Origin of the sequence: Chthonobacter albigriseus, from assembly GCF_013839445.1 — a bacterium.
GTDB classification, from domain to species: Bacteria; Pseudomonadota; Alphaproteobacteria; order Rhizobiales; family Pleomorphomonadaceae; genus Chthonobacter; species Chthonobacter albigriseus.
Genome location: NZ_JACDIT010000002.1, coordinates 20400 through 41649 on the forward strand (window position 1 = coordinate 20400; position 21250 = coordinate 41649).

At 67.3% G+C, this 21250-nt stretch carries 16 protein-coding genes and 1 pseudogene; 8 read left to right on the plus strand and 9 right to left on the minus strand.

Annotation, left to right across the window (positions count from 1 at the left end):
* Window positions 1-28: 28 nt before the first annotated feature.
* Window positions 29-976, minus strand: coding sequence for an ACP S-malonyltransferase (gene fabD, locus HZ321_RS08240; RefSeq protein WP_181701816.1), 948 nt, complete (start codon window positions 974-976; stop codon window positions 29-31).
* Between the two features lie 214 nt (window positions 977-1190).
* On the opposite strand from fabD, the gene HZ321_RS08245 reads away from it, so the two are divergent.
* The 6 genes and pseudogenes from HZ321_RS08245 (at window position 1191) to lexA (ending at window position 7491) form a co-directional block, all read left to right on the plus strand.
* The gene (locus tag HZ321_RS08245) at window positions 1191-3077 is read left to right on the plus strand and encodes a SurA N-terminal domain-containing protein (RefSeq protein WP_181701817.1); all 1887 of its coding nucleotides are present in this window, start codon (window positions 1191-1193) and stop codon (window positions 3075-3077) included.
* 43 nt (window positions 3078-3120) lie between these two features.
* Window positions 3121-4134, plus strand: coding sequence for an anthranilate phosphoribosyltransferase (trpD, locus tag HZ321_RS08250; RefSeq protein WP_181701818.1), 1014 nt, complete (start codon window positions 3121-3123; stop codon window positions 4132-4134).
* A 7-nt stretch (window positions 4135-4141) separates the two neighbouring features.
* Window positions 4142-4924, plus strand: a pseudogene (trpC, locus tag HZ321_RS21645) (indole-3-glycerol phosphate synthase TrpC); the annotation flags it as partial.
* Between the two features lie 27 nt (window positions 4925-4951).
* Window positions 4952-5419, plus strand: a complete 468-nt coding sequence (moaC, locus tag HZ321_RS21650; protein ID WP_280514477.1) for a cyclic pyranopterin monophosphate synthase MoaC — start codon at window positions 4952-4954, stop codon at window positions 5417-5419.
* A gap of 18 nt (window positions 5420-5437) precedes the next feature.
* Window positions 5438-6643 carry a molybdopterin-binding protein gene (locus HZ321_RS08260; RefSeq protein ID WP_181701820.1) on the plus strand — a complete coding sequence of 402 codons (1206 nt, stop codon included), beginning with the start codon at window positions 5438-5440 and terminating at the stop codon, window positions 6641-6643.
* Window positions 6644-6780: 137 nt separating this feature from the next.
* Complete coding sequence (gene lexA / locus HZ321_RS08265; RefSeq protein ID WP_181701821.1) at window positions 6781-7491, plus strand: transcriptional repressor LexA; 711 nt, start codon at window positions 6781-6783, stop codon at window positions 7489-7491.
* Here the strand turns inward: lexA and HZ321_RS08270 are convergent.
* Window positions 7485-9653: a ComEC/Rec2 family competence protein gene (locus tag HZ321_RS08270; RefSeq protein WP_181701822.1), complete on the minus strand. Its 2169-nt coding sequence runs from the start codon at window positions 9651-9653 to the stop codon at window positions 7485-7487. The genes lexA and HZ321_RS08270 overlap by 7 nt on opposite strands.
* Before the next feature lie 255 nt (window positions 9654-9908).
* On the opposite strand from HZ321_RS08270, the gene gltX reads away from it, so the two are divergent.
* Window positions 9909-11327 (plus strand): glutamate--tRNA ligase, encoded by a 1419-nt coding sequence (gltX, locus tag HZ321_RS08275; RefSeq protein WP_181701823.1) that lies wholly within the window; start codon window positions 9909-9911, stop codon window positions 11325-11327.
* A 380-nt stretch (window positions 11328-11707) separates the two neighbouring features.
* Entirely contained in the window at window positions 11708-13000 is a 1293-nt protein-coding gene (gene gltA / locus HZ321_RS08280) for a citrate synthase (RefSeq protein WP_181701824.1), read from the plus strand.
* 64 nt (window positions 13001-13064) lie between these two features.
* On the opposite strand, the gene lpxB is transcribed toward gltA, so the two are convergent.
* The 7 genes from lpxB to rseP all read right to left on the minus strand — a co-directional run bounded on the left by lpxB (window position 13065) and on the right by rseP (window position 21232).
* Window positions 13065-14255, minus strand: coding sequence for a lipid-A-disaccharide synthase (gene lpxB, locus HZ321_RS08285; protein WP_181701825.1), 1191 nt, complete (start codon window positions 14253-14255; stop codon window positions 13065-13067).
* The gene (locus tag HZ321_RS08290; protein WP_181701826.1) at window positions 14252-15148 is read right to left on the minus strand and encodes an LpxI family protein; all 897 of its coding nucleotides are present in this window, start codon (window positions 15146-15148) and stop codon (window positions 14252-14254) included. Before HZ321_RS08290 ends, lpxB begins: the two co-directional genes overlap by 4 nt.
* The gene (gene lpxA, locus HZ321_RS08295; RefSeq protein WP_181701827.1) at window positions 15148-15951 is read right to left on the minus strand and encodes an acyl-ACP--UDP-N-acetylglucosamine O-acyltransferase; all 804 of its coding nucleotides are present in this window, start codon (window positions 15949-15951) and stop codon (window positions 15148-15150) included. Before lpxA ends, HZ321_RS08290 begins: the two co-directional genes overlap by 1 nt.
* A gap of 38 nt (window positions 15952-15989) precedes the next feature.
* Entirely contained in the window at window positions 15990-16409 is a 420-nt protein-coding gene (gene fabZ, locus HZ321_RS08300; RefSeq protein WP_181702182.1) for a 3-hydroxyacyl-ACP dehydratase FabZ, read from the minus strand.
* 56 nt (window positions 16410-16465) lie between these two features.
* The gene (gene lpxD, locus HZ321_RS08305; protein WP_181701828.1) at window positions 16466-17509 is read right to left on the minus strand and encodes a UDP-3-O-(3-hydroxymyristoyl)glucosamine N-acyltransferase; all 1044 of its coding nucleotides are present in this window, start codon (window positions 17507-17509) and stop codon (window positions 16466-16468) included.
* 130 nt (window positions 17510-17639) lie between these two features.
* Window positions 17640-19961 (minus strand): outer membrane protein assembly factor BamA, encoded by a 2322-nt coding sequence (bamA, locus tag HZ321_RS08310; protein WP_181701829.1) that lies wholly within the window; start codon window positions 19959-19961, stop codon window positions 17640-17642.
* Between the two features lie 152 nt (window positions 19962-20113).
* A complete protein-coding gene (rseP, locus tag HZ321_RS08315; protein WP_181701830.1) occupies window positions 20114-21232 on the minus strand; it encodes an RIP metalloprotease RseP in 1119 nt (372 codons plus the stop codon).
* Between the last annotated feature and the right edge of the window lie 18 nt (window positions 21233-21250).

Sequence of the window (21250 nt, forward strand, 5' to 3'; positions counted from 1 at the left end):
CGCTACGTAGCCGCTACGTAGCCGCCGGTCAGAGACCGAGCAGCGCGCGGGCGCCTGCGATGTCCTCGGGGGTGCCGACGGACACCGTCGCGGCTTCCTTCGCGATCCGTTTCACCAATCCCGCCAACACCTTGCCGGCGCCGATCTCGACAAAGGCGGTGACGCCGGCGGGGCCTGCCAGGTATTCCACCGATTCGCGCCAGCGCACTGTGCCGGTGACCTGCTCGACCAGCCGCTGCCGGATCTCCTGGGGATCGCTGATCGGGGCAGCAAGAACGTTTGAAATCAAAGGGATAGCCGGTGCGTTGACGGTCGCGGCGGCGAGTGCCTCTGCCATCACGGCGGCCGCCGGCGTCATCAACGCGCAATGGAACGGCGCGGAAACCGGCAGCAGGACGGCGCGCTTGGCGCCCTTGGCCTTGGCGATCTCCAACGCCCGCTCCACGGCGGATCTGTGTCCGGAAACAACGACTTGGCCGGGTGCGTTGTCGTTCGCGGCCTCACAGACCTCGCCCTGTGCGGCCTCCTCGGCCACCTCCGACGCCGCCTCGAAATCGAGGCCGAGCAGCGCCGCCATCGCCCCGACCCCGACCGCAACCGCCTGTTGCATCGCGTTGCCGCGAGTCCTGAGCAGCCGGGCGGCGTCGGCAACCGAAAGGGAACCGGCGGCGGCGAGCGCGGAGTATTCGCCGAGGGAGTGGCCGGCGACGAAATTCGCGTTGTCTTTCAGTGAGATACCCTCGGCCTCAAGGGCCCGGAGCGCGGCGATCGAGACCGCCATCAGCGCCGGCTGGGCGTTGGCGGTAAGGGTCAGGCGATCCTCCGGACCGTTCCAGATGACGTCGGAAAGCGTCTCGCCGAGCGCCTCGTCGACCTCCTCGAAGACCGCCCGGGATGCCGGATAGGCCTCGGCCAGCGCCTTGCCCATGCCGACGATCTGGCTGCCCTGCCCCGGAAAAACGAACGCGACCGCCATGGAAACCTCCTGAAACACCAGAGTTCCGCGGGTGTCACCACGGCAGAGGTGCCCTGTCAAGATCGACGGAACGGTCGCGGCGATGCAGCAGAGCGGGCGTGTTGTGTCGCGGCGGGCTCGTCCTTATGATCCGCGCGCCTTGCGGGGATCTCCCGCGACGATGCTTCTTCACTCTGGGCCGACCGCAGGCGCGGCGCCCGAACCGGACGGACCGATGCTCGATTCCCTGCGCCGCGGCGCCAATACGATTGTTGCCAAGATCCTCCTCGGCCTTCTCGTCGTCTCGTTCGCGGTCTGGGGCATCGCCGACGTGTTTCGGTCCACCGGCAGCCAGTCGGTCGCCGAGGTGGGCGACACGGAGGTATCGCTGACCGACTTCGGACGCCAGTATCAGAGGGAAATCCAGGCTTTCTCCCGGCAATACGGCCAGCCGATCACGCCGGAACTCGCCGCCCAGCTCGGCCTGCCGAGCCGTCTCCTCGGCCGGATGATCTCCGAGGCGGCGTTGACCGACACGGCAACCAGCATGGGTCTCGGCGTCTCGGACGAGGCGATCGCCAAGACCATCGCGGCGGACCCGAACTTCCAGGCCGGCGGCAAGTTCGACCGTGCCTATTTCAACCAGCTGATCAACCAGAATGGCCTGACGGAAGCCCAATACATCGCCGAGCAGCGCTCGCTTCTGTTGCGCCGGCAGCTGGCCGAAGGCCTTTTCGGCGGCATGGGCACCCCGACGACGCTGCTCGAACAGCTCTCGCGCTACCGCGACGAGGTTCGGATCGTCGACTACATCGAGCTGCCGCGAAGCCTGATCACACCAATTCCGACGCCTAGCGGCGACGAGCTCCAGACGTACTATGATGCGAACAAGGACCAGTACCGGGCGCCGGAGTACCGCAAGCTGGACATCCTGACGCTCACGCCGGACGATATCGCCGACCCGTCGGCGGTCACCGACGAGGACGCCCGCAAGGAGTACGAGCGCACCAAGGGCCAGTATGGCACCGCCGAGCAGCGGCGGATCCAGCAGATCCTGTTCCCGACGATCGAAGAGGCGAAAGCCGCGTCGGACAAGATCAAGGGCGGCGCTACCTTCGAGCAGATCGTCGGCGAGCGGAACCTGAAGCCGGAGGACATCGACCTCGGGCTGCTCACCAAGGATCGCGTTGTCGATCCGGCGATTGCGGAAGCCGCGTTCGGGCTCGGCGCCGGCGCCGTCAGCGACGCGGTGGAGGCCCGTTTCGGCGGCGCTCTGGTCCGTGTGACCGAGATCGTGCCGCAGAGCGTGAGGCCGTTCGAGGACGTTGCCGCGGAGATCAAGGCATCGATCGCGCGCCGCGCCGCCGAGGGCACCGTGCTGGAAACGCACGACGAAATCGAGGACGCCCGTGCCGGCGGCGCGACGCTGGCCGAGATCGCGGAGCGGTTCAAGCTGAAGGTTCGCACGATCGAGGCGGTGGACGCTGAAGGCAAGGACGCGGCAGGCGCCACGGTCGACATTCCGCAGTCGACGGAGGTGGTCGCTGCGGCCTTCGCCAGCGATGTCGGGGTGGAGAACGACCCGGTGTCGATGTCCAATCGCGGTTTCGTCTTCTTCGACGTGGTGGACGTGAGGGCCGCCCGCGACCGGCCGCTGGAGGAGGTGAAGGACCAGGTCACCAAGGGCTGGACCGAGGCTCGGATCGGTGAGCTGCTGCAGGCCAAGGCCGACGATCTCCAGAAGTCGGTGGCCGGTGGACAGGACCTCGCCGTCGCTGCCCAGAGCGTCGGCGCGACGGTAAAGACCACGCAGGCCTTCGCCCGCAACGGTCAGATCGCCGACCTGACGCCGGCCGGCGTGGACGCCGCGTTCGGCGGTCCGGAGGGGCATGTCGCCACGGTGGAGAAGGAGGACGGCAGCCGGCTTCTCATCAAGGTGAAAAGCGCCGTGGTGCCACCCTTCTTCGCGGAAGCGGCGGGCAATGCGGAAGCGGCCAAGGGCTTCGCCGAGGAGCTCCAGAGCAGCCTGCTGTCGCAGTATATCGAGCAGCGGCAGGCGGAGCTCGGTTCGTCGGTGAACCAGGCCGCGCTGCAGCAGGTGATCGGCCTCGCCGGTCGTTGACATGCCCGGTTGGGCAGCCACATTCAGCCGGGGGTGAGCGGCGATGAGCGAGCTGAAACGACTGCTGGGCAAGGTTGCGACCGGCGCGGCGCTGACGCGTGAGGAGGCGAGCGCCGCCTTCGACGTGATGATGTCGGGCGAAGCGACGCCGGCGCAGATCGGCGGCTTCCTGATGGCTCTTCGCGTGCGGGGCGAAACCGTCAACGAAATCGCCGGCGCGGTGGAGACCATGCGCGCCAAGATGCTCCGCGTGCCTGGCGCGGAAGACGCCATGGACATCGTCGGCACCGGCGGCGACGGCTCCGGCAGCCTGAACATCTCGACGGCGACCGCCTTCGTGGTGGCCGGTGCGGGCGTCAAGGTGGCCAAGCACGGCAACCGGGCGCTCTCGTCGAAATCCGGAGCCGCCGACGTGCTGATGGCGCTGGGCGTCAAGGTGGACCTGGAGCCCGAGGCGATCGCCGGCTGCATCCGGGACGCAGGGGTCGGCTTCATGTTCGCACCGGCGCACCATGCCGCCATGAAGCACGTGGGCCCGAGCCGGGTGGAACTCGGCACGCGGACCATCTTCAACCTGCTCGGGCCGCTCTCCAACCCGGCGGGCGTCAAGCGCCAGCTGGTCGGGGTGTTTTCCAACCAATGGGTGGAGCCGGTGGCGCGGGTGCTCCAGGCGCTCGGCTCGGAAGCGGCGTGGGTGGTGCACGGGTCGGACGGGATGGACGAGATGACCACCTCCGGACCGACGCACGTGGCGAGGCTGGAGGGCGGGGAGATCACGACCTTCGAGGTCACGCCCGAGGAGGCCGGCCTGCCCCGTCATCCGGCCGACGCGGTCAAAGGCGGCCTTGCCGAAGAGAACGCCGCGGCCTTGCGGGCCCTGTTGGACGGAGCGCCCGGCGCATACCGCGACACCGTGCTCCTCAACGCCGCAGCGGCGCTGATCATCGCCGGTCGCGCCGCGACGCTGAAGGACGGTGTCGCGCTGGCGGCCGCTTCCGTCGACGAAGGCCGCGCAGCGGATACCCTGGCGCGGCTGATCGCGCTTTCGAACGCCTGAGGACGCGATGACCGACATCCTGGCCAAGATCGAGGCCTACAAACGGCAGGAGATCGCGGCGGCAGAGGCGGCGATTCCGCTGGCGGAGATCCGGGCGCGCGCGCTGGACCAGCCGCCGACGCGCGGATTTGCGAACGCACTCCGCGCCAAGCTGGACGGCGGACAATATGCGCTGATCGCGGAGATCAAGAAGGCGAGCCCCTCGCGCGGGTTGATCCGGCCGGACTTCGATCCTCCGCGTCTGGCGGAGGCCTATGCGGAGGGCGGCGCTGCCTGCCTTTCCATTCTGACCGACACCCCCTCCTTCCAGGGAAGGCCGGAGTACCTGACCGAGGCACGGGCAGCGGTGGACTTGCCGGCGCTGCGCAAGGACTTCCTATTCTCGCCCTACCAGGTCTACGAGGCCCGCGCCTGGGGTGCGGACGCCATCCTGATCATCATGGCTTCGGTGGACGACGAACTTGCCCGGCGACTGGAAGAGACGGCCGCCGAACTCGGGATGGATTCGCTGATCGAGGTTCACGACGAGGCCGAGCTGGAACGCGCGCTGAAGCTCTCCTCGCCGCTGATTGGGATCAACAACCGGAACCTCCGGACCTTCGAGACCAAGCTGGAGACGACCGAACACCTCGCCCCGCTGATCCCCGAGGGGCGGATCATCGTCGGCGAATCCGGGCTCTTCACCACGGCGGACCTGGACCGGCTCGCCGAGGCCGGGGTGCGGACCTTCCTGGTGGGCGAGAGCCTGATGCGCCAGGACGACGTCGCAGCGGCCACGCGCGGGCTCCTGGGCCTGCCCACCCGAGAGCAAGCGCAACTGACGCATCTGGACGCCCGCGGTCAGGCCGCCATGGTGGACGTGACGGAGAAGGCGGTGACCGACCGGACCGCCGTCGCGGAGGGCCGCGTGGTGATGAAGCCGGAAACGCTCGCCGTGATCCTGGACGGCCACCTACCGAAAGGGGACGTGGTGGCGACGGCGCGGATCGCCGGCATCATGGCGGCGAAAAAGACGGCGGAACTGATCCCCCTCTGTCACCCGCTCCCCGTGACGAAGGTCGTCGTCGACATCGAACCGTCGCCGGCGCTGCCGGGACTGGTCGTGCGGGCGACCGTGCGCGTGACCGGCCAGACGGGGGTGGAGATGGAGGCGCTGACGGCCGCGTCCGTCGCTTGCCTCACCATCTACGACATGGCCAAGGCTGTGGAGAAGACGATGCGGATCGAGGGGCTGCGCCTGGTCGAGAAGACCGGCGGCAAATCCGGTCCGTTCAAAGCGGACTAGAGCATTCGGGAGGCGGACGTGGCGCTGTTGCCGGTCGAAGAGGCCCAGGCGAGGCTGCTTGCGGGGGTTCGGCCGGTGGAGGCCGAGCACGTCGGAATCGCCGATGCGGGCGGACGCGTGCTCGCGTCGGACCTCTCGGCGCGGCGGACGCAGCCGCCCTTCGCCGCCTCCGCGATGGACGGCTATGCCGTGCGCGCAGCCGACCTTCAGCCGGGCGCGCGGCTCCGCGTGATCGGCGACTCGATCGCCGGACGCGGCTTCGGACATCCTGTGGCGGCGGGCGAAGCGGTGCGGATCTTCACCGGGGCACCGGTGCCGGATGGCGCCGACACGATCCTGATCCAGGAGAACGCCCGCCGGAACGGCGAGTTCGTGGTGGCGGAGCAGGCGGAACCTGCCGGGCGCTTCATCCGCCGGGCCGGGCTCGACTTCAGCGAGGGCGATGTGCTGCTTCGCGCCGGCCTCCGGCTGGACGGCCGCCTCGTCGCGCTGGCGGCGGCGATGAACCATGCGGACGTCGCGGTGCGTCGGCGGCCGCGTGTGGCTCTGCTTGCAACGGGCGACGAACTTGTCCAGCCCGGCGCGCCGATCGGGCCGGACCAGATCGTCGCGTCCAATGCGCTCGGGCTGGCGGCGGATATCCGCGCGCTCGGCGGCGAGGTGATCGATCTCGGCATTGCGCCGGACGACCTCGGGACCATCCGCGCCCGGATCCGGCAGGGGATTGCCGCGAAGGCAGACGTGATCTGCCTGTTGGGCGGCGCCTCCGTGGGGGACTACGACCTGACGCGGCCGGCGCTGGAAGCGGAAGGCATGGTGCTCGACTTCTGGAAGATCGCGATGCGACCCGGCAAGCCGCTGATCGTGGGTCGTCACGGCGATACCGTGATGCTGGGCCTGCCCGGCAACCCGGTTTCGACGATGGTGTGCGGTCTGCTGTTCCTGAAACCCCTGGTTCGAGCCCTGCTCGGCGAAGCCGGTGTCCTCCCGATCGCCGAACGCGCAACGCTCGGTGCGGCGATGGGCGAGAACGACCAGCGGCAGGACTATGTGCGGGCGCGCCTGCGCGTGGGGGAGGACGGACGCCTGATCGCGACCCCGCTCGACCTGCAGGATTCCTCCATGCTTTCCCGGCTGGCGCTGGCCGAAGCGCTGATCGTGCGGGTTCCCGGCGCCCCTCCCGCGCAGGCCGGCAGCGTCTGCGAAATCCTGCGACTGCCCTGACACATCGCGGTGCAACCGCTCTTGCGGAACACACACAGAACATGGTAACCCTGTTCGTGTTTTGTACCGATTCACGGTGCGGAAGGAACGAAGGCGGCCCGGATCGCGAATCCGGAGCTGCAATAGAGGGGCTACCGATGCTCACGCGCAAGCAGCTCGAGCTGTTGATGTTCATCCATGAACGCCTCAAGGAATCGGGCGTGCCTCCCTCGTTCGACGAGATGAAGGACGCGTTGGACTTGAAGTCCAAGTCCGGCATCCACAGGCTCATCACCGCCCTGGAAGAGCGCGGGTTCATCCGCCGCCTGCCGAACCGGGCGCGCGCGCTGGAGGTGATCAAGCTGCCGGAATCGGTGCAGTCGTCGATCGGCAAGGGGCGTCGCGGGTTCGCCCCCTCGGTGATCGAGGGCACCCTCGGTAAGGAGCGGCCCACTCCGCCGCCGGAACCGGCCGCAGAGGCGCGCGATACGCTGCCTGTCCCAGTGATGGGGCGGATCGCAGCCGGCGTGCCGATCTCGGCGATCCAGAACCATTCCCACACCGTTCACGTCCCCATCGATCTGATCGCCGGCGGCGAGCATTTCGCCCTGGAGGTGCGCGGCGACTCGATGATCGAGGCTGGAATCCTCGACGGCGACACGGTGGTCATCAAGAAGTCGGAGACCGCGGACACCGGCGACATCGTGGTCGCGTTGGTGGACGACGAGGAGGCGACCCTGAAGCGCCTGCGCAAGAAGGGTGCTTCAATCGCGCTGGAAGCGGCCAACCCGGCCTATGAGACCCGCATCTTCGGGCCCGATCGCGTGCGGATCCAGGGCAAGCTCGTCGCGCTCATGCGGCGCTACTGAGGGCGCTCCCAGCGGTGCCAGGGGGCTGGCGGGTCGTCGATGGCCTGATCCAGCGGCTCCAGAACGATCGGCGCGTCCGGGTTTGATCGGACGGTCCGGTCGCCGGCGGAGGGAGCCGCCGGGTGGACCGGAAGGTCGGTCCGGTAGGTTCGGGTGCCGGTGCGCTGGAGGACAGCGCCGTCGACGACGGTCGTCAGCGCATGACACCAGGGCGGCGCGACCAGTCGGGTCACGACCAGCCGAGCGCGGTGGCACTCATCGAGAAAGGCCATCGGCCGCTTGATCAGGGCGGCTTCGGCAATGCCGCCGGGATCATCCGCCAGCAGGATACAAGCCTCGCCGTCGCAGAAGACGCCGCGGACGAGCGAGGGGTCGGAGGGCTTGCGGGCGTCGCCGAGCACGGCCAGCCAGATCTCGGTCTGGAAGTCGTCGGCATCGCCCAGGATGCGGATCGTGCCGTCCGGAAGCGTCACCAGCGCGCGGCGGCCTTCGCCGTCGACGATGACATGCGGCAGGGTGGCGAAGGGCACGAGGGCCAGGCCGAGTGCGATCGCCGGCAAGCCTGCGAGGCGCTGGCGTCCTGTCCAGAGGCAGAGCCAGAGCCCGCCCGCGACCATGGCGAGAACGGCGATGACCGGCGGCCGGCCGAAGGTGCCGCCGCGCGGGGTCCAGGCGGCGACCTGTTCGGCGATCAGGACCAGACCGTCGATGCCCCAGCCCATGAGGGTAAGCGGAAGCCGCTCCAGGCCGAGCGGCATGGCGATGGCCGTGACGACGGCCATGGGCATGATCAGGAAGGTGACCAGCGGCGTGGCGGCGAGGTTGGCGACAAGGCCGAGCGGGGCAACGCGGTTGAAGTGGTAGAGGGCGATCGGGAAGGTGGCGAGGCCGGCGATGAGCGACGTCAGCAGCGAAGCGCCGATCCAGAGCGCGACTTTTCCGGTGACGCGGACGATCCACGAGATGTCCCCGCTGTCGCGGGTTCGACCCATGCGTGCCGACAGAGCCTCGTAGCCGGCAATCAGCGCGACCACGGAGGCGAAGGACATCTGCGCGCCGGGCTCCAGAACCGCGGAGGGGGACAGGGCGAAGACGACGAAGGCGGAAACGGCGACAACGCGCAGGCTGAAAGGCTTGCGGTCGGCGATGATCGCGACGAGGCCGAGCCCGACCATGATGGCGGACCGCTCGGCGGGGACCCCCATGCCGGAGACGAGGAGGTATCCGGCATTGCCGGCCAGCGCGGCGAGCGCCGCCCATTGCTTGACGGGATAGCGGAGAGCGATCGGCGGTATGGCGGCAAGGACGAAACGGACGAGCAGAAACAGGCTGGCGGAGACCAGCGCCATGTGGAGGCCGGAGATCGAGAGGATGTGGCTCAGGCCGGATGTCCGCATCGCCTCGTCGGTGTCGTCGTCGATCGCGCCCCGGTCGCCGACCAGGAGCGCCGCGGCGATCGCGCCGCTGTCGCCGGGGACGATCTCCCGGACGCGTGCGGAGACGTGCTGGCGGAGCCGCTCGACCGGACCCCAGGTGGCGAGGTCGCGTGGCAGGTCCGGCGCGTCCGACCACAGGACGGGCGCGCCCAGGGAGAAACCGACCGCGCCGATCCGTTCGAACCAGGCGGCTCGGGCGAAGTCGTATCCGCCGGGCACCAGGGGCGCCGTCGGCGGCGATAGCCGCGCCAGCATCCGAAGGGGCGCGCCGACGACCGGCGGTGCATCCAGCCCGCGGACGGTGACCCGCACCCGTTTCGGCGTTCCCTCGCCCGGTGCCGGGTCCATGGCGTGGACCCGAAGGATCAGGCGCAGTCCGCGCCCTGCCCTGTCCTCCACGGTTTCGACGTGGCCGAAGATCGTGGCGGTGCGTTGTCTGAGCAGTCTCGGCGCGTCGGCCCAGGCGGCGGCGCAATCGGCTGCAAGCACGCCCGCGGCAGCCACGAGGGCGAGCGTGGCCAGGGCGGCGGCAAGGCCGCCCCGACGGCGAAGAGCGAGCGCGGCAGCGGCGGCGACCATCATGACGAGCAGCACGGGAGCGGGAGCCGGACCGATCATCCACTCCAGGCGGATCCCGGCCGCGGTTGCAAAGAGGACGGGCAGCCAGAGGAAACCGCGGCGGTGTTCCAGATCCTTGCCGAGGTCGGCCGCAGCCAAGTCGGCCATGCGTCGGACCAGGGCGCGCAGCGGCGGCGCCGCGGAGCGGACACCGCGGCGCGACCGCGTGGCGGCGGACGGCGAACCATGCGGTGAGGAAGGCGACGTGTCCTGCGGTAGTGGCACCTTGGCGAGCCTCGTCATCAGAAGGTCTTTTGCGAGGCCCCGCCGCTCGTGCTAAGACCCGCTGCGCCCGTAGCCACCTGCCTCCCCAAGCGCGAGCGATACACGCCATACGCGCTCCGTTCATTGGAATTATTGTCCATGTCAAAGCCTGTCGTCACGCGTTTTGCGCCTTCCCCGACCGGATTTCTTCACATCGGCGGCGGACGGACTGCGCTGTTCAATTGGCTCTACGCGAAGCGGCACGGCGGCACGATGCTGCTGCGGATCGAGGACACGGATCGCGAGCGTTCGACCGACGCGGCGGTGGCCGCCATCATCGACGGTCTGACGTGGCTCGGTCTGACCTGGACGGGAGACCCGATCTCGCAGTTCGAGCGCGCCGGGCGCCATGCCGAGGTGGCGCGTTCGTTGGTAGACGCCGGGAAGGCCTACTATTGCTTCTGCACGGCGCAGGAACTCGACGAGATGCGCGAGACTGCGAAGGCCGAAGGCCGCCCGCCGCGCTACGACGGGCGCTGGCGCGACCGCGATCCCGCCGAAGCTCCTCCCGGCGTGAAGCCCACCATCCGGATCAAGGCGCCGCTCGACGGCGAGACGGTGGTGAACGACCAGGTGCAGGGCCGGGTTGTGTTTCCCAACAAGGACCTGGATGATTTCATCATCCTGCGCTCGGACGGCACGCCGACCTACATGCATGCCGTGGTCGTGGACGACCACGACATGGGGGTGACCCACATCATCCGCGGCGACGATCACCTGACCAACACCGCGCGGCAGCAGATCATCTATTCGGCGCTCGGCTGGGAGGTGCCCGTAATGGCACATATCCCGCTGATTCACGGTGCGGACGGCGCGAAGCTTTCCAAGCGGCACGGTGCTCTGGGCGTCGACGCCTACCGCGCTATGGGCTACCTGCCCGCGGCCCTACGCAACTACCTCGTCCGGCTCGGCTGGGCGCACGGCGACGCGGAGATCCTGTCGACGGAGGAGATGATCGCTCTGTTCGACCTAGAGGGCATCGGCCGGTCCCCGTCCCGCTTCGACTTCGCGAAACTGGAGAACCTCAACGGGCACTACATCCGCCACACGGACGACGCCGAACTGCTGACGCATCTGGAGATCCTGCTCGACCACATTCCCAGCGGGCCGGCGCTGAAGGCCAAACTGGACGAGGCGATGCGGGCGCGGCTCGTGGCGGCGATGCCCGGGCTGAAGGAGCGCGCAAAGACGCTGCTGGAGCTTCTCGACGGGGCGCAGTTCCTGTTCGCCGAGCGTCCGCTGCAGCCCGACGAGAAGGCCGGGCAGCTGCTCGACGATGCCGGTCGGGCGGCGCTCAGCGCCCTGCTGCCGCTGCTCGGCGATCTCCAGGACTGGACCGCGTCGAGCACGGAGGCCGCTGTCCGAGCCTACGCGGAGGCGGCCGGCCTGAAGCTCGGCAAGGTAGCGCAGCCGCTTCGCGCAGCCTTGACGGGGCGCAGCACCTCCCCGCCGATCTTCGACGTGCTTGCGGTTCTTGGCCGCGACGAGGCATTGGCCCGGATCAGGGACGCCGTTTAAGCGGACTGGCGGGGTCACGCGCCAGAGACGGAGCTTCGCGGACAACGCAGCCCGGTTCACGTGGACGGAAGGCGGATCCGCTGCTGCCGATGTGTATCGCAGTGCGAAAGGCCGGCTGTTCACGCGGCCGGCCCGACATCTGGCATTGAATACTGAAATACCGCAGGCGGATAACGTCGAGGAGAGGAACGAAACGGTTCCTCCCCGACAAAGGGCCTAGCTCCAATTCACGTCCCTGTTCTTGCCGCATTCGGTTTTTTCCGCTACGCACAACGGCAGGCTTTCCCCGGCGGAAAACAGCTACTTCCCTTTACGTAAAGGGTATTCAGCTCCCTCCGCCCAACGTGGGTCCCGCCCACGCCTCCTGGAGGTCAGACTTTATGAGCGACACCAAAGCCCTCCTCACGATCGGCGGCCAGAGCCATGAGTTCCCGGTGAAATCGGGTTCGGTCGGCCCTGATGTGATCGACATTTCGTCGCTTTACGCCAAGACCGGGGCCTTCACCTACGATCCGGGCTTCACCTCGACCGCGTCCTGCGACAGCAAGATCACCTACATCGACGGCGACAAGGGCGTCCTGCTCTACCGCGGGTATCCGATCGAGCAACTGGCCGAAAACGGCGACTTCCTGGAAACCTGCTACCTGCTTCTCTACGGCGACCTGCCGACGAAGGCGCAGAAGGCCGACTTCGACATGCGCGTGACCCGCCACACGATGGTGCACGAGCAGATGTCGCGGTTCTTCTCCGGCTTCCGCCGCGACGCGCACCCGATGGCGGTCATGGTGGGCGTGGTAGGCGCGCTGGCTGCGTTCTACCACGACTCGACCGACATCTCCGATCCGCACCAGCGGATGGTCGCTTCGCTGCGCATGATCGCCAAGATGCCGACGATCGCGGCGATGGCCTACAAGTACTCCATCGGCCAGCCGTTCGTTTATCCGCGCAACAGCCTCGACTACTCCTCGAATTTCCTCAACATGTGCTTCTCGGTGCCGTGCGAGGACTATACGGTGAACCCCGTCCTGGCGCGCGCCATGGACCGGATCTTCACCCTGCACGCGGATCACGAGCAGAACGCGTCGACGTCGACGGTGCGGCTCGCAGGCTCTTCCGGCGCCAACCCGTTCGCCTGCATCGCCGCCGGCATCGCCTGCCTGTGGGGCCCCGCGCACGGCGGCGCCAACGAGGCGGCGTTGAACATGCTGGCGGAGATCGGCACGCCGGACCGCATTCCGGAGTATATCCGCCGGGCCAAGGACAAGAACGACCCGTTCCGCCTGATGGGCTTCGGTCATCGCGTCTACAAGAACTACGATCCGCGCGCCCGTATCATGCAGCGCACCACCCACGAGGTGCTGCGCGAGGTCGGCCACCAGGACGATCCGCTGCTGCACGTGGCGATGGAACTGGAGAAGATCGCGCTCAGCGACGAGTACTTCGTGGAAAAGAAGCTCTATCCGAACATCGACTTCTATTCCGGCATCACGCTGCGCGCGCTCGGTTTCCCCACCACCATGTTCACCGTTCTGTTCGCGCTGGCACGGACCGTCGGCTGGATCGCCCAGTGGAAGGAAATGATCGAGGATCCTGGCCAGCGTATCGGCCGGCCCCGCCAGCTCTATTCCGGCGCACCGTCGCGCGACTACGTGCCGATCGAGAACCGCCGCTGATCCTGCGCGATCTTCGGACCTGAACGAGCCGGGCCTTTCGGGGCCCGGCTTTTTCGTCGGCCGATCAGGCCCGTCGGCGGGCCGTCGCGAGAACCACTTCGGCTGCGGTGTCAGCGGAACTGCGTCCACCCGGCAGCTGCATCAGCGACCAGAGCCGCTCTAACGCGATGACCTGGCGCGCGCGATCGGGAGTCCCGGAGAGCAGGCCGGCGACGGCGGGTGCGAGGCGATCCGGCGTCACCTCGTCGTCCAGGTGCTCCGGAATCGCCTTTTCGCCGAGGATGATGTTGGGCAGCACCATGGACGTGAACCGCGCTCCGGGCATACGCAGGAGAAGCGGCTTGGCCAGCCGGAAAAGCGCATCCAGCCGATAAGCGACCACCATGGGAACACCCGCGAGGGCAAGTTCGAGCGTCACTGTTCCAGAGGCGGCGAGCGCGGCGTGTGCTCTTCGGAAGGCGGCGAACTTGGCGGCTTCACCGGTGATGATCGCGGGCTTGACGGCCCAGTCAGCCGTTTCCGTCGCGATCCGTTCGGCGTGGCGCTCGACGGCCGGCAGCACCAATTCGAAGCGGTGGCCGGTCGCCTGCAATCGGCCGACGGTCTCGCCGAACACGGCAAGCAGCCGGGTGATCTCGCTGTTGCGACTTCCGGGCAGCACCAGCAGCGTCGGGACCGCGCCTGCGGCAAGCGCCGGGCGCTCGCCGGCGGCGGGCTGCAGGAGCTCCGGACGGTCGACCAGGGGATGACCGACATAGGTCGTCGGGGGGCCGCCCAACTGCCGATGGACCTCGGGTTCGAACGGGAGGATGGCGAGGAGGTGATCGAAATAGCGGGCCATCTTGGCAGCCCTGCCCGGCCGCCAGACCCACACGGATGGCGAGACATAGTCGACAATCGGAATGCCGGGACGTGCCTTGCGAATACGCTTGGCGACCTGATGGGTGAAGTCGGGGCTGTCGATGATGATGACGACGTCCGGGTCCGCCTCGAGGGCAGCATCGACGGTCTGGTAGACGCGCCGGACGATGGTCGGCAGGCGCGCGATTACCGGGCCGAACCCCATCACGGCGATGTCGTGCAGCGGGAAGATGCTCCGCAGGGAGAGCGCTTCCATCCGCGACCCGGCGGTTCCGGTGAATGTGACCGCGCCACCGGTTCGCCGGATCAAGGCCTCCATCAGCCGGGCGCCCAACTGATCACCGGATTCCTCGCCCACCACCATGAACACGCGCAGCGGCCCAGCGGCCGTCATGGCACATCCTCAGCGACGGGCGCGACGGACGCCGGGTCCAGCCGTTCGGAAACCAGGAAAAGCTTGGCCTTGTCGGCGGCCGCGATGGTCTCGGCCCGGTCGACGATCATGACGCGGCCGGTTTCCACGGCGAGGCCCGCAAGCCCCGCTGCCGCGACCGCCTGGACGGTGCGCGGGCCGATCGTCGGCATATCGACCCGAAGGTCCTGTTGCGGTTTGGCAGCCTTCACCAGCACGCCTTCGCGACCGGACCACTTGAGGCGGCCGCGGGCCCTCAGGTCGGCGATGCGGGCGATCAGCTCGTCGGTGCCTTCGACGCCCTCAACGCCGACCACGCGCCCGTTCAGCGCGACGACGGCTTGGCCGATATCGAGCGTGCCGAGAACGCGGGCGGCCTCGAAGCCCTTGGCCACATCGAGCGATTGCGCAGCGGTCGGCCTGACTTGCCCGAGCTGGCCGACGTCGGCAACGAGGAGTGGCGCGACCTCGTGCGCTCCGACGACGGTGTAGCCGCGATCCTCGAAGAAGCGGACGACCCCGCGCAGGACGGTGTCGTCGCCGCCCACCATCAGGGAGAGGATCTTGGGCAGGCTGAGCACCGCGCCGAGGTCCACACGGATGGAGGTGAAGTCGGGCCGAGTCACGGAGCCGCAGATGACGAGGTCGCCGACCTTTTCGCGGACCATGAGATCGAACAGACGGCCGATCTCGCCCCAGCGGATCCAGTGATGCGGATAGGATTCGACAGACGGGCTGGCCTCACCGCGGATGGCGAAGACCACGACGGGACGCCCCGCCTCCGCAGCGGCATCAGCGACCGTGACGGGGACTGCGCCGCCGCCGGCGATGATGCCCAAGGTGGGCCGCGAAGGATCCAACGGCGCCGACGTCATCAGTCGTCCTGGTCCTTTCCGCGCGGGGTGCAGATGGCCCGGTCTCCTCCTTCCCGGATGAAGGCGACCATGCGGTCGACGAGAAGCGAGCCGCCGAAGGTTTCCGCCACGCGGTCGACGCGCTGCTTGAGCGGCTCGTCGCCTTCGAACAGCGCCTTGTAGGCAGCGCGGAGGGCGTGGACATCCTCGCGCGGGAAGTTGGCGCGGCGCAGGCCCACCAGATTGAGGCCGCCGAGCTGGGCGCGGTTGCCGATCACCGTGCCATACGGGATCACGTCGTTCTCGACGCCGGACATGCCGCCGACGAAGGCGCCCTCGCCGATGCGCACCCACTGGTGAACCGCGGAGAGGCCGCCGAGGATGGCGTTGTCGGCGATACGGACATGGCCGCCGAGCGTGACGTTGTTCACCAGGATGACGTTGTTGCCGACGATGCAGTCGTGCGCGACATGGGATCCGACCATCAGGAGGCAACGATCGCCGACCTTGGTCAGCATGCCGCCGCCCTCGGTCCCTGTGTTGAGGGTCACGTTCTCGCGGATTACGGTGTCGCTGCCGATCTCCAGGCGGCTCGGCTCGCCGCGGTACTTCAAGTCCTGCGGGGCGGTGCCGACACTGGCGAAGGGGAAGACCTTTGTGCGCGCGCCGACGGTGGTGCGTCCCTCCACCACCACGTGGCTGTGCAGGACGACGCCGTCGGCGAGTTCGACGTCCGGACCGACGACGCAGAAGGGGCCGATGGTGACGCCCTCGCCGATACGGGCCGCGCTATCGACCAGAGCCGTCGCGTGGATATTCGACATGTTCCCTCCGCCCACCTCGGATGCCGAGATCGCGACCATCAATCGACCAGCATGGCGCTGAGTTCGGCTTCCGCCACCTTGACGCCGTCCACCTTCGCCTCGGCACCGAACCACCACATGTTGGCACGCTGCTTCAGCTTGCGGACGTGATACTCGAGCACGTCGCCGGGCACGACAGGCCGGCGGAACTTCACCTTGTCGATCGTCATGAAGTAGACGAGCCGCGGGCGGCGCTCCGTTTCGCGGGAGGCGACGCAAATGGCGCCGGCAGTCTGGGCCATGCCCTCGATCATCAGGACGCCCGGCATGACGGGCTGAAGCGGGAAGTGGCCCTGGAACTGCGGCTCGTTCATGGTCACATTCTTGATGCCGACGCCCGACTCGTCACCGTCGATCTCAATGATCTTGTCGACCAGCAGGAAGGGATAGCGGTGCGGGAGGACCTCCAGCAGCCGCATGATGTCGAGCGAGTTCAAGGTCTTCGGCGCGCCGCCGCCCGGTGCTGGACTGTCACTCACGGTTCGTTGCCTCCACCGAGTGCGAGTTTCTTCAAGATGGCGTTCTCCTTGATCCACTGCCGAACCGGGCGAGCGGGGTAGCCGCCCATCCTGGCGCCGGGGGGAACGTCGTCCTTGACGCTGGAGGCGCCCGCAACCTGCGCGCCGGCGCCGACCTTAATGTGCCCGGCCAGTCCGGCCTGGCCGCCGAGAGCGACGAAATCGCCGAGCGTGGTCGACCCGGAAATGCCGACCTGAGCCACGATCACGCAGTGTCGACCGATGACCACGTTGTGGCCGATCTGGACCTGGTTGTCGATCTTGGTACCCTCGCCGACGATGGTGTCGCGGTTGGAGCCACGGTCGATGGTGGTGTTGGCGCCGATCTCCACGTCGTCCTGAATGACGACGCGACCGATCTGCGGCACCTTCAGGTGACCCTTCGGCCCCATCGCGAAGCCAAACCCATCCTGGCCGATGCGGACGCCGGCGTGGACGATGACGCGGTTGCCGACGAGAGCGTGCGTGATCGTCGCGCCGGGACCGATGTATCCGTCCCGGCCGAAGCGGACGCCCCGGCCGACCACGGCGCCCGCGCAGACGACCGTGCCGCGGCCGATCTCGGCGCCCGCGCCGATCGAGGCGCCGGACTCCACCGTCACATCGGCCTCAAGTCTCGCCTCGGGATGAATGAAGGCAGCAGCCGATATGCCCACCTCGCCGGTGACGCCCTCCGGCCTGACGGCTTCGGGGAAAAGCGCCTGCATGACCTGGGCGATCGCCCGATAAGGTGAGGCCGAGGCGATGACGGCCAGGCCTGGGGGGGCGGCAGACACGTACTTATCCGCGCAGATCGCGGCAGATGCGGATGTGGTCCGGAATTGCGGAAGATAATGCGGGTTGTCCAGAAAGGTGAGTTCGCCGGCACCCGCCTCGTCGAGAGGCGCGATCCGGCTGAGCACCATGGCGGGTTCACCGGACAGGATCGTCCCGCCGGAGATACGGGCGGCGTCCTCCAGTGTCAACGACCGGACGGGCCGGAAGAAGACGGGATCACTCATTTCCATGTCTCACTTCGGATCGCCTCGACGGAGGCGCTGTCCGCGATTGTCTGCCGCTCACGACCACCCCATAGACGAAACGGCCGCCGCGGTGAAGCGGCGGCCGTGCGATTGTTCAGGCACTGTGTCCTCAGAAGCGGGTGCCGCCGGAGAACCGGAAGAACTGCGTCTCGTCCGCATCGCCCTTGGATACCGGCAGCGCGAAGTCCGCGCGGAGCAGGCCGAAGGGCGACTGCCAGAGAAGGCCGAGGCCGACCGAGGCGCGGATGGTGGCATCGTCGCCGTAGACCGACGGGCTGCCGGCGTTGGAGTCGACGCCCCAGGCCGTTCCGGCGTCTGCGAAGAGCGAGCCGTAGAAGCCGAACTCCTCGGGGATCACCGGGAGCGGGAAGATGGTTTCCGCCGTCGCCGCCGCATAGAACTGGCTGCCGAGGAGGTAGCCGGTGTTGCGGTCGCGGGCGCCGATGCCTTCGGAGTCGAAACCGCGGATCGTCTCCCCGCCAAGGCGGAAGTGGTCGAGGTAGCGCAGATCCTGGCCGATGCCCATGACGTGGCCGGCCTTGACGCCCAGTCGACCGATCAGGCCCCAATCCGCAGAGAGTTCGCGGTAGTAGTCGGCTTTTGCGGTGGTGCGCAGGAAGCTCACGTCGCCACCGACGCCGGCGAATTCCTGCGAGAACTGGGCGTAGATGCCTTCCCGCGGGAACAACTTGTTGTCGATGGTGTCGTAGGTCAGCGAGTAGCTGATCGAGGAGACCAGCGTGTCGCCCTCGTCGACCAGCGAGGTGTAGTCAGCCCCGACGTTGGCGATCTCCTGCTGGTAGATCGAGTACTTCAGGCCGAGCGTGGTGTCCTCGGCAACCGGGATGCCGAAGCGGATGGCGCCGCCGGTCAGCGTCTCGTCGTAGGGATGGATCGCGCCGCTGCCGTCGTTGTAGTCGCGCTTGTAGGCGTCGAACCCGGCCGAGAGACGACGATCCAGGAAGAAGGGCTCGGTGAAGGAGAGCTCGTAGGTCTCCGCTTCGGTGCCCCGGCCGATGGCGGCCCGGACGTACTGGCCGCGACCGAGGAAGTTCTTCTCGGAGATCGACAGTTCGGCGATGAAGCCGTTGTTGGTGGAGTAGCCGGCACCGACCGAGACTTCACCGGTCGCCTGATCCTCGACCTGGACGTTCACGATCACGCGGTCAGGCGAGGAGCCCGGCTCGCTGTAGATGCGGACGTTCTTGAAGTAGCCGAGGTTGCGCAAGCGCCGCTCGGCCTTCTCGATCAGGACCTGGTTGTAGGCGTCGCCTTCGGCAATGTCGAACTCGCGGCGGATGACGTAGTCGCGGGTGCGGGTGTTGCCGATGATGTTGATGCGCTCGATGTAGGCCCGGGTGCCCTCGTCGACGAAATAGGTCACCGAGATGGTCCGGTTGTCGTAGTCGCGATCGCCACGCGGACGGACCTGAACGAAGGCGTAGCCTTTGGCGGCGACGGCGACCGTCATGTCCTCGAGCGTCGATTCCACTTCCTTGGCGCTGTAGACGTTGCCCTTCACGGTGCTCGCGAGAGCCTGCAGATCCTCGGCGTTCACTTCCGTGAGCGTGGTCTCCACGTTGATGTCGCCGTAGGTGTACTGCTCGCCCTCCTCCACCGTGAAGGTGATGACGAAGGCGTTCTGCGTGCGGTCGAAGTCGGCCACTGCGGAGATGATGCGGAAGTCGGCGTAACCGTGGTTGTAGTAGAAGCGACGCAGCAATTCCTGATCCGCGTTGAGGCGGTCCGGATCATAGTTGTCGGTCGACCGCAGCCAGCCGAAAAGCCCGGATTCCTTGGTCTGGATCACGCTCTCCAGACGGCTGTCGGAGTAGGCGTTGTTGCCGACGAAGTTGATCGTGTTGACCTCGGTCCGCGGACCCTCGTTGATCTTGAAGACGAGGTCGACACGGTTCTGGCCCTGGTCGATGACCTGCGGCTCGACGGTCGCGTTGTAGCGGCCGGTTCGGCGGTAGAGCTCGACGATGCGCTGGGTGTCGGATTCAAGCTTGGCCTGGGTGAGCACCGAGCGGGGCTGCAGCTCGATCGTGGCACCGAGAATGTTGTCCTCGTGACGATCGTTGCCCTCGAAGTTGATGCGCATGATGACCGGATTCTCGACGACGGCCACCACCAGAGCGCCGCCGGAGCGGGTGATGCGGACATCGGAGAAGAGGCCAGTCGCGAAGAGCGCCTTGATCGACTCGTCGATGTCGGCGGCACCGAACTGGCGGCCCGGCTTGATGGTGAGGTAGGAGGTGACCGTCTCCGGCTCGACGCGTGTCGACCCGGTGACCGTGATCCTGTTCACGACGTCGGCATGAGCCAGCGACGCGCCGAAGCCCGGAATGTCGCCCCCGATCACTGGAACCGCACCCACCAGTGCGGTCGCGACGGCAACGACTTTGATCCAGTTGAAGAATGAGCGCATGAGATACTCGAACCCGTTTCGCTGCCTGCTTCCGCGTCGGAACCGACGACAGAATCTCGACGTTCGTTTTTGTACAGCGTTCCAAGGGGCTTGCAAGCTGGCCAGACCGGCCGGAACCCTTTTTCGCGCCGCGTCGTGGCCGGTTGGCCACGCTACCCGGTGATCAGGCGGCTGATGTCGTTCCACATCGCCACCGCCATGAGAGCGAAGAGTACCGCAGCCCCCACGGCGAAGCCCAATTCCTGCTTACGCGCTGAAAGCGAACGTCCCCTGATCGCTTCGATCGCGTAGAAGAGCAGGTGTCCACCGTCCAACAACGGAATGGGGAAAAGGTTAAAGAGACCGATCGAAACCGATAAGAATGCGGCAAGGTTAATGAACGGTAAAATGCCCAGGGACGCGGCTTCTCCGGCCACCTTGGCGATGCCCACCGGGCCGCTCAGTTGTTCGATCGATTGGTATCCCCGGAAGAGATGGCCGATGAAGGTGAAGGTCTGGTCGATGATGTACCAGGTCTGTTTTCCGGCCTCCGCGAAGGCCTGAAGAGGACCGAGACGGATCACCTCCGCGTCCTTGCCCGAGTGCTTGAGACCAAGAAGTCCGCGGGCGTTGCCGGCGGCAGGACCACTCTCGATCACCTCGCTCCGCGGGGTGGCTTCAAAGGTCAATCGTTCACCATTGCGCTCCACGACGACGATCAGCGGGACGTTGGCGTTAACCGAGACGATGCGGGAAATGTCGCTGAAGGACTCGATCGACCGGCCGTCGATCTCCAGAACCAGGTCGCCCTTCTGGAAGCCGGCGGCCTCTGCTGCGCTGCCGGCCTGGATCTCGTCCACCCGGGGGATCAGCACCACCTTGCCATAGGCCATGAAGACGCCGGTGAAGATCACGATCGCCAGAATGAAGTTGGCGATCGGGCCGGCGGCGACCACGGCGGCGCGCTGGGCGACGGACTTGGACTGGAAGGCTCCTTCCGTCCGGGCCGCGGGCGAGTCCGTATCCGGGACGCTCGCCGGGTTCATGTCGTCGATGAACTTGACGTAGCCGCCGAGCGGGATGCTGGCGAGCTGCCAACGGGTGCCGTGCCGGTCGGTGAAGCCGAAGATTTCCTTGCCGAATCCGATGGAGAAGGTGCGCACCTTCACGCCGCACCAGCGGGCAACCAGGAAGTGGCCGAGCTCGTGGATGAACACCACCACCGTCAGGACGACAAGGAACGCCAGGATCGTCCCGATCGTCCAGCTTCCTATGCTCGATAGGCTTTCCATCACATTGGCACCTGTGTT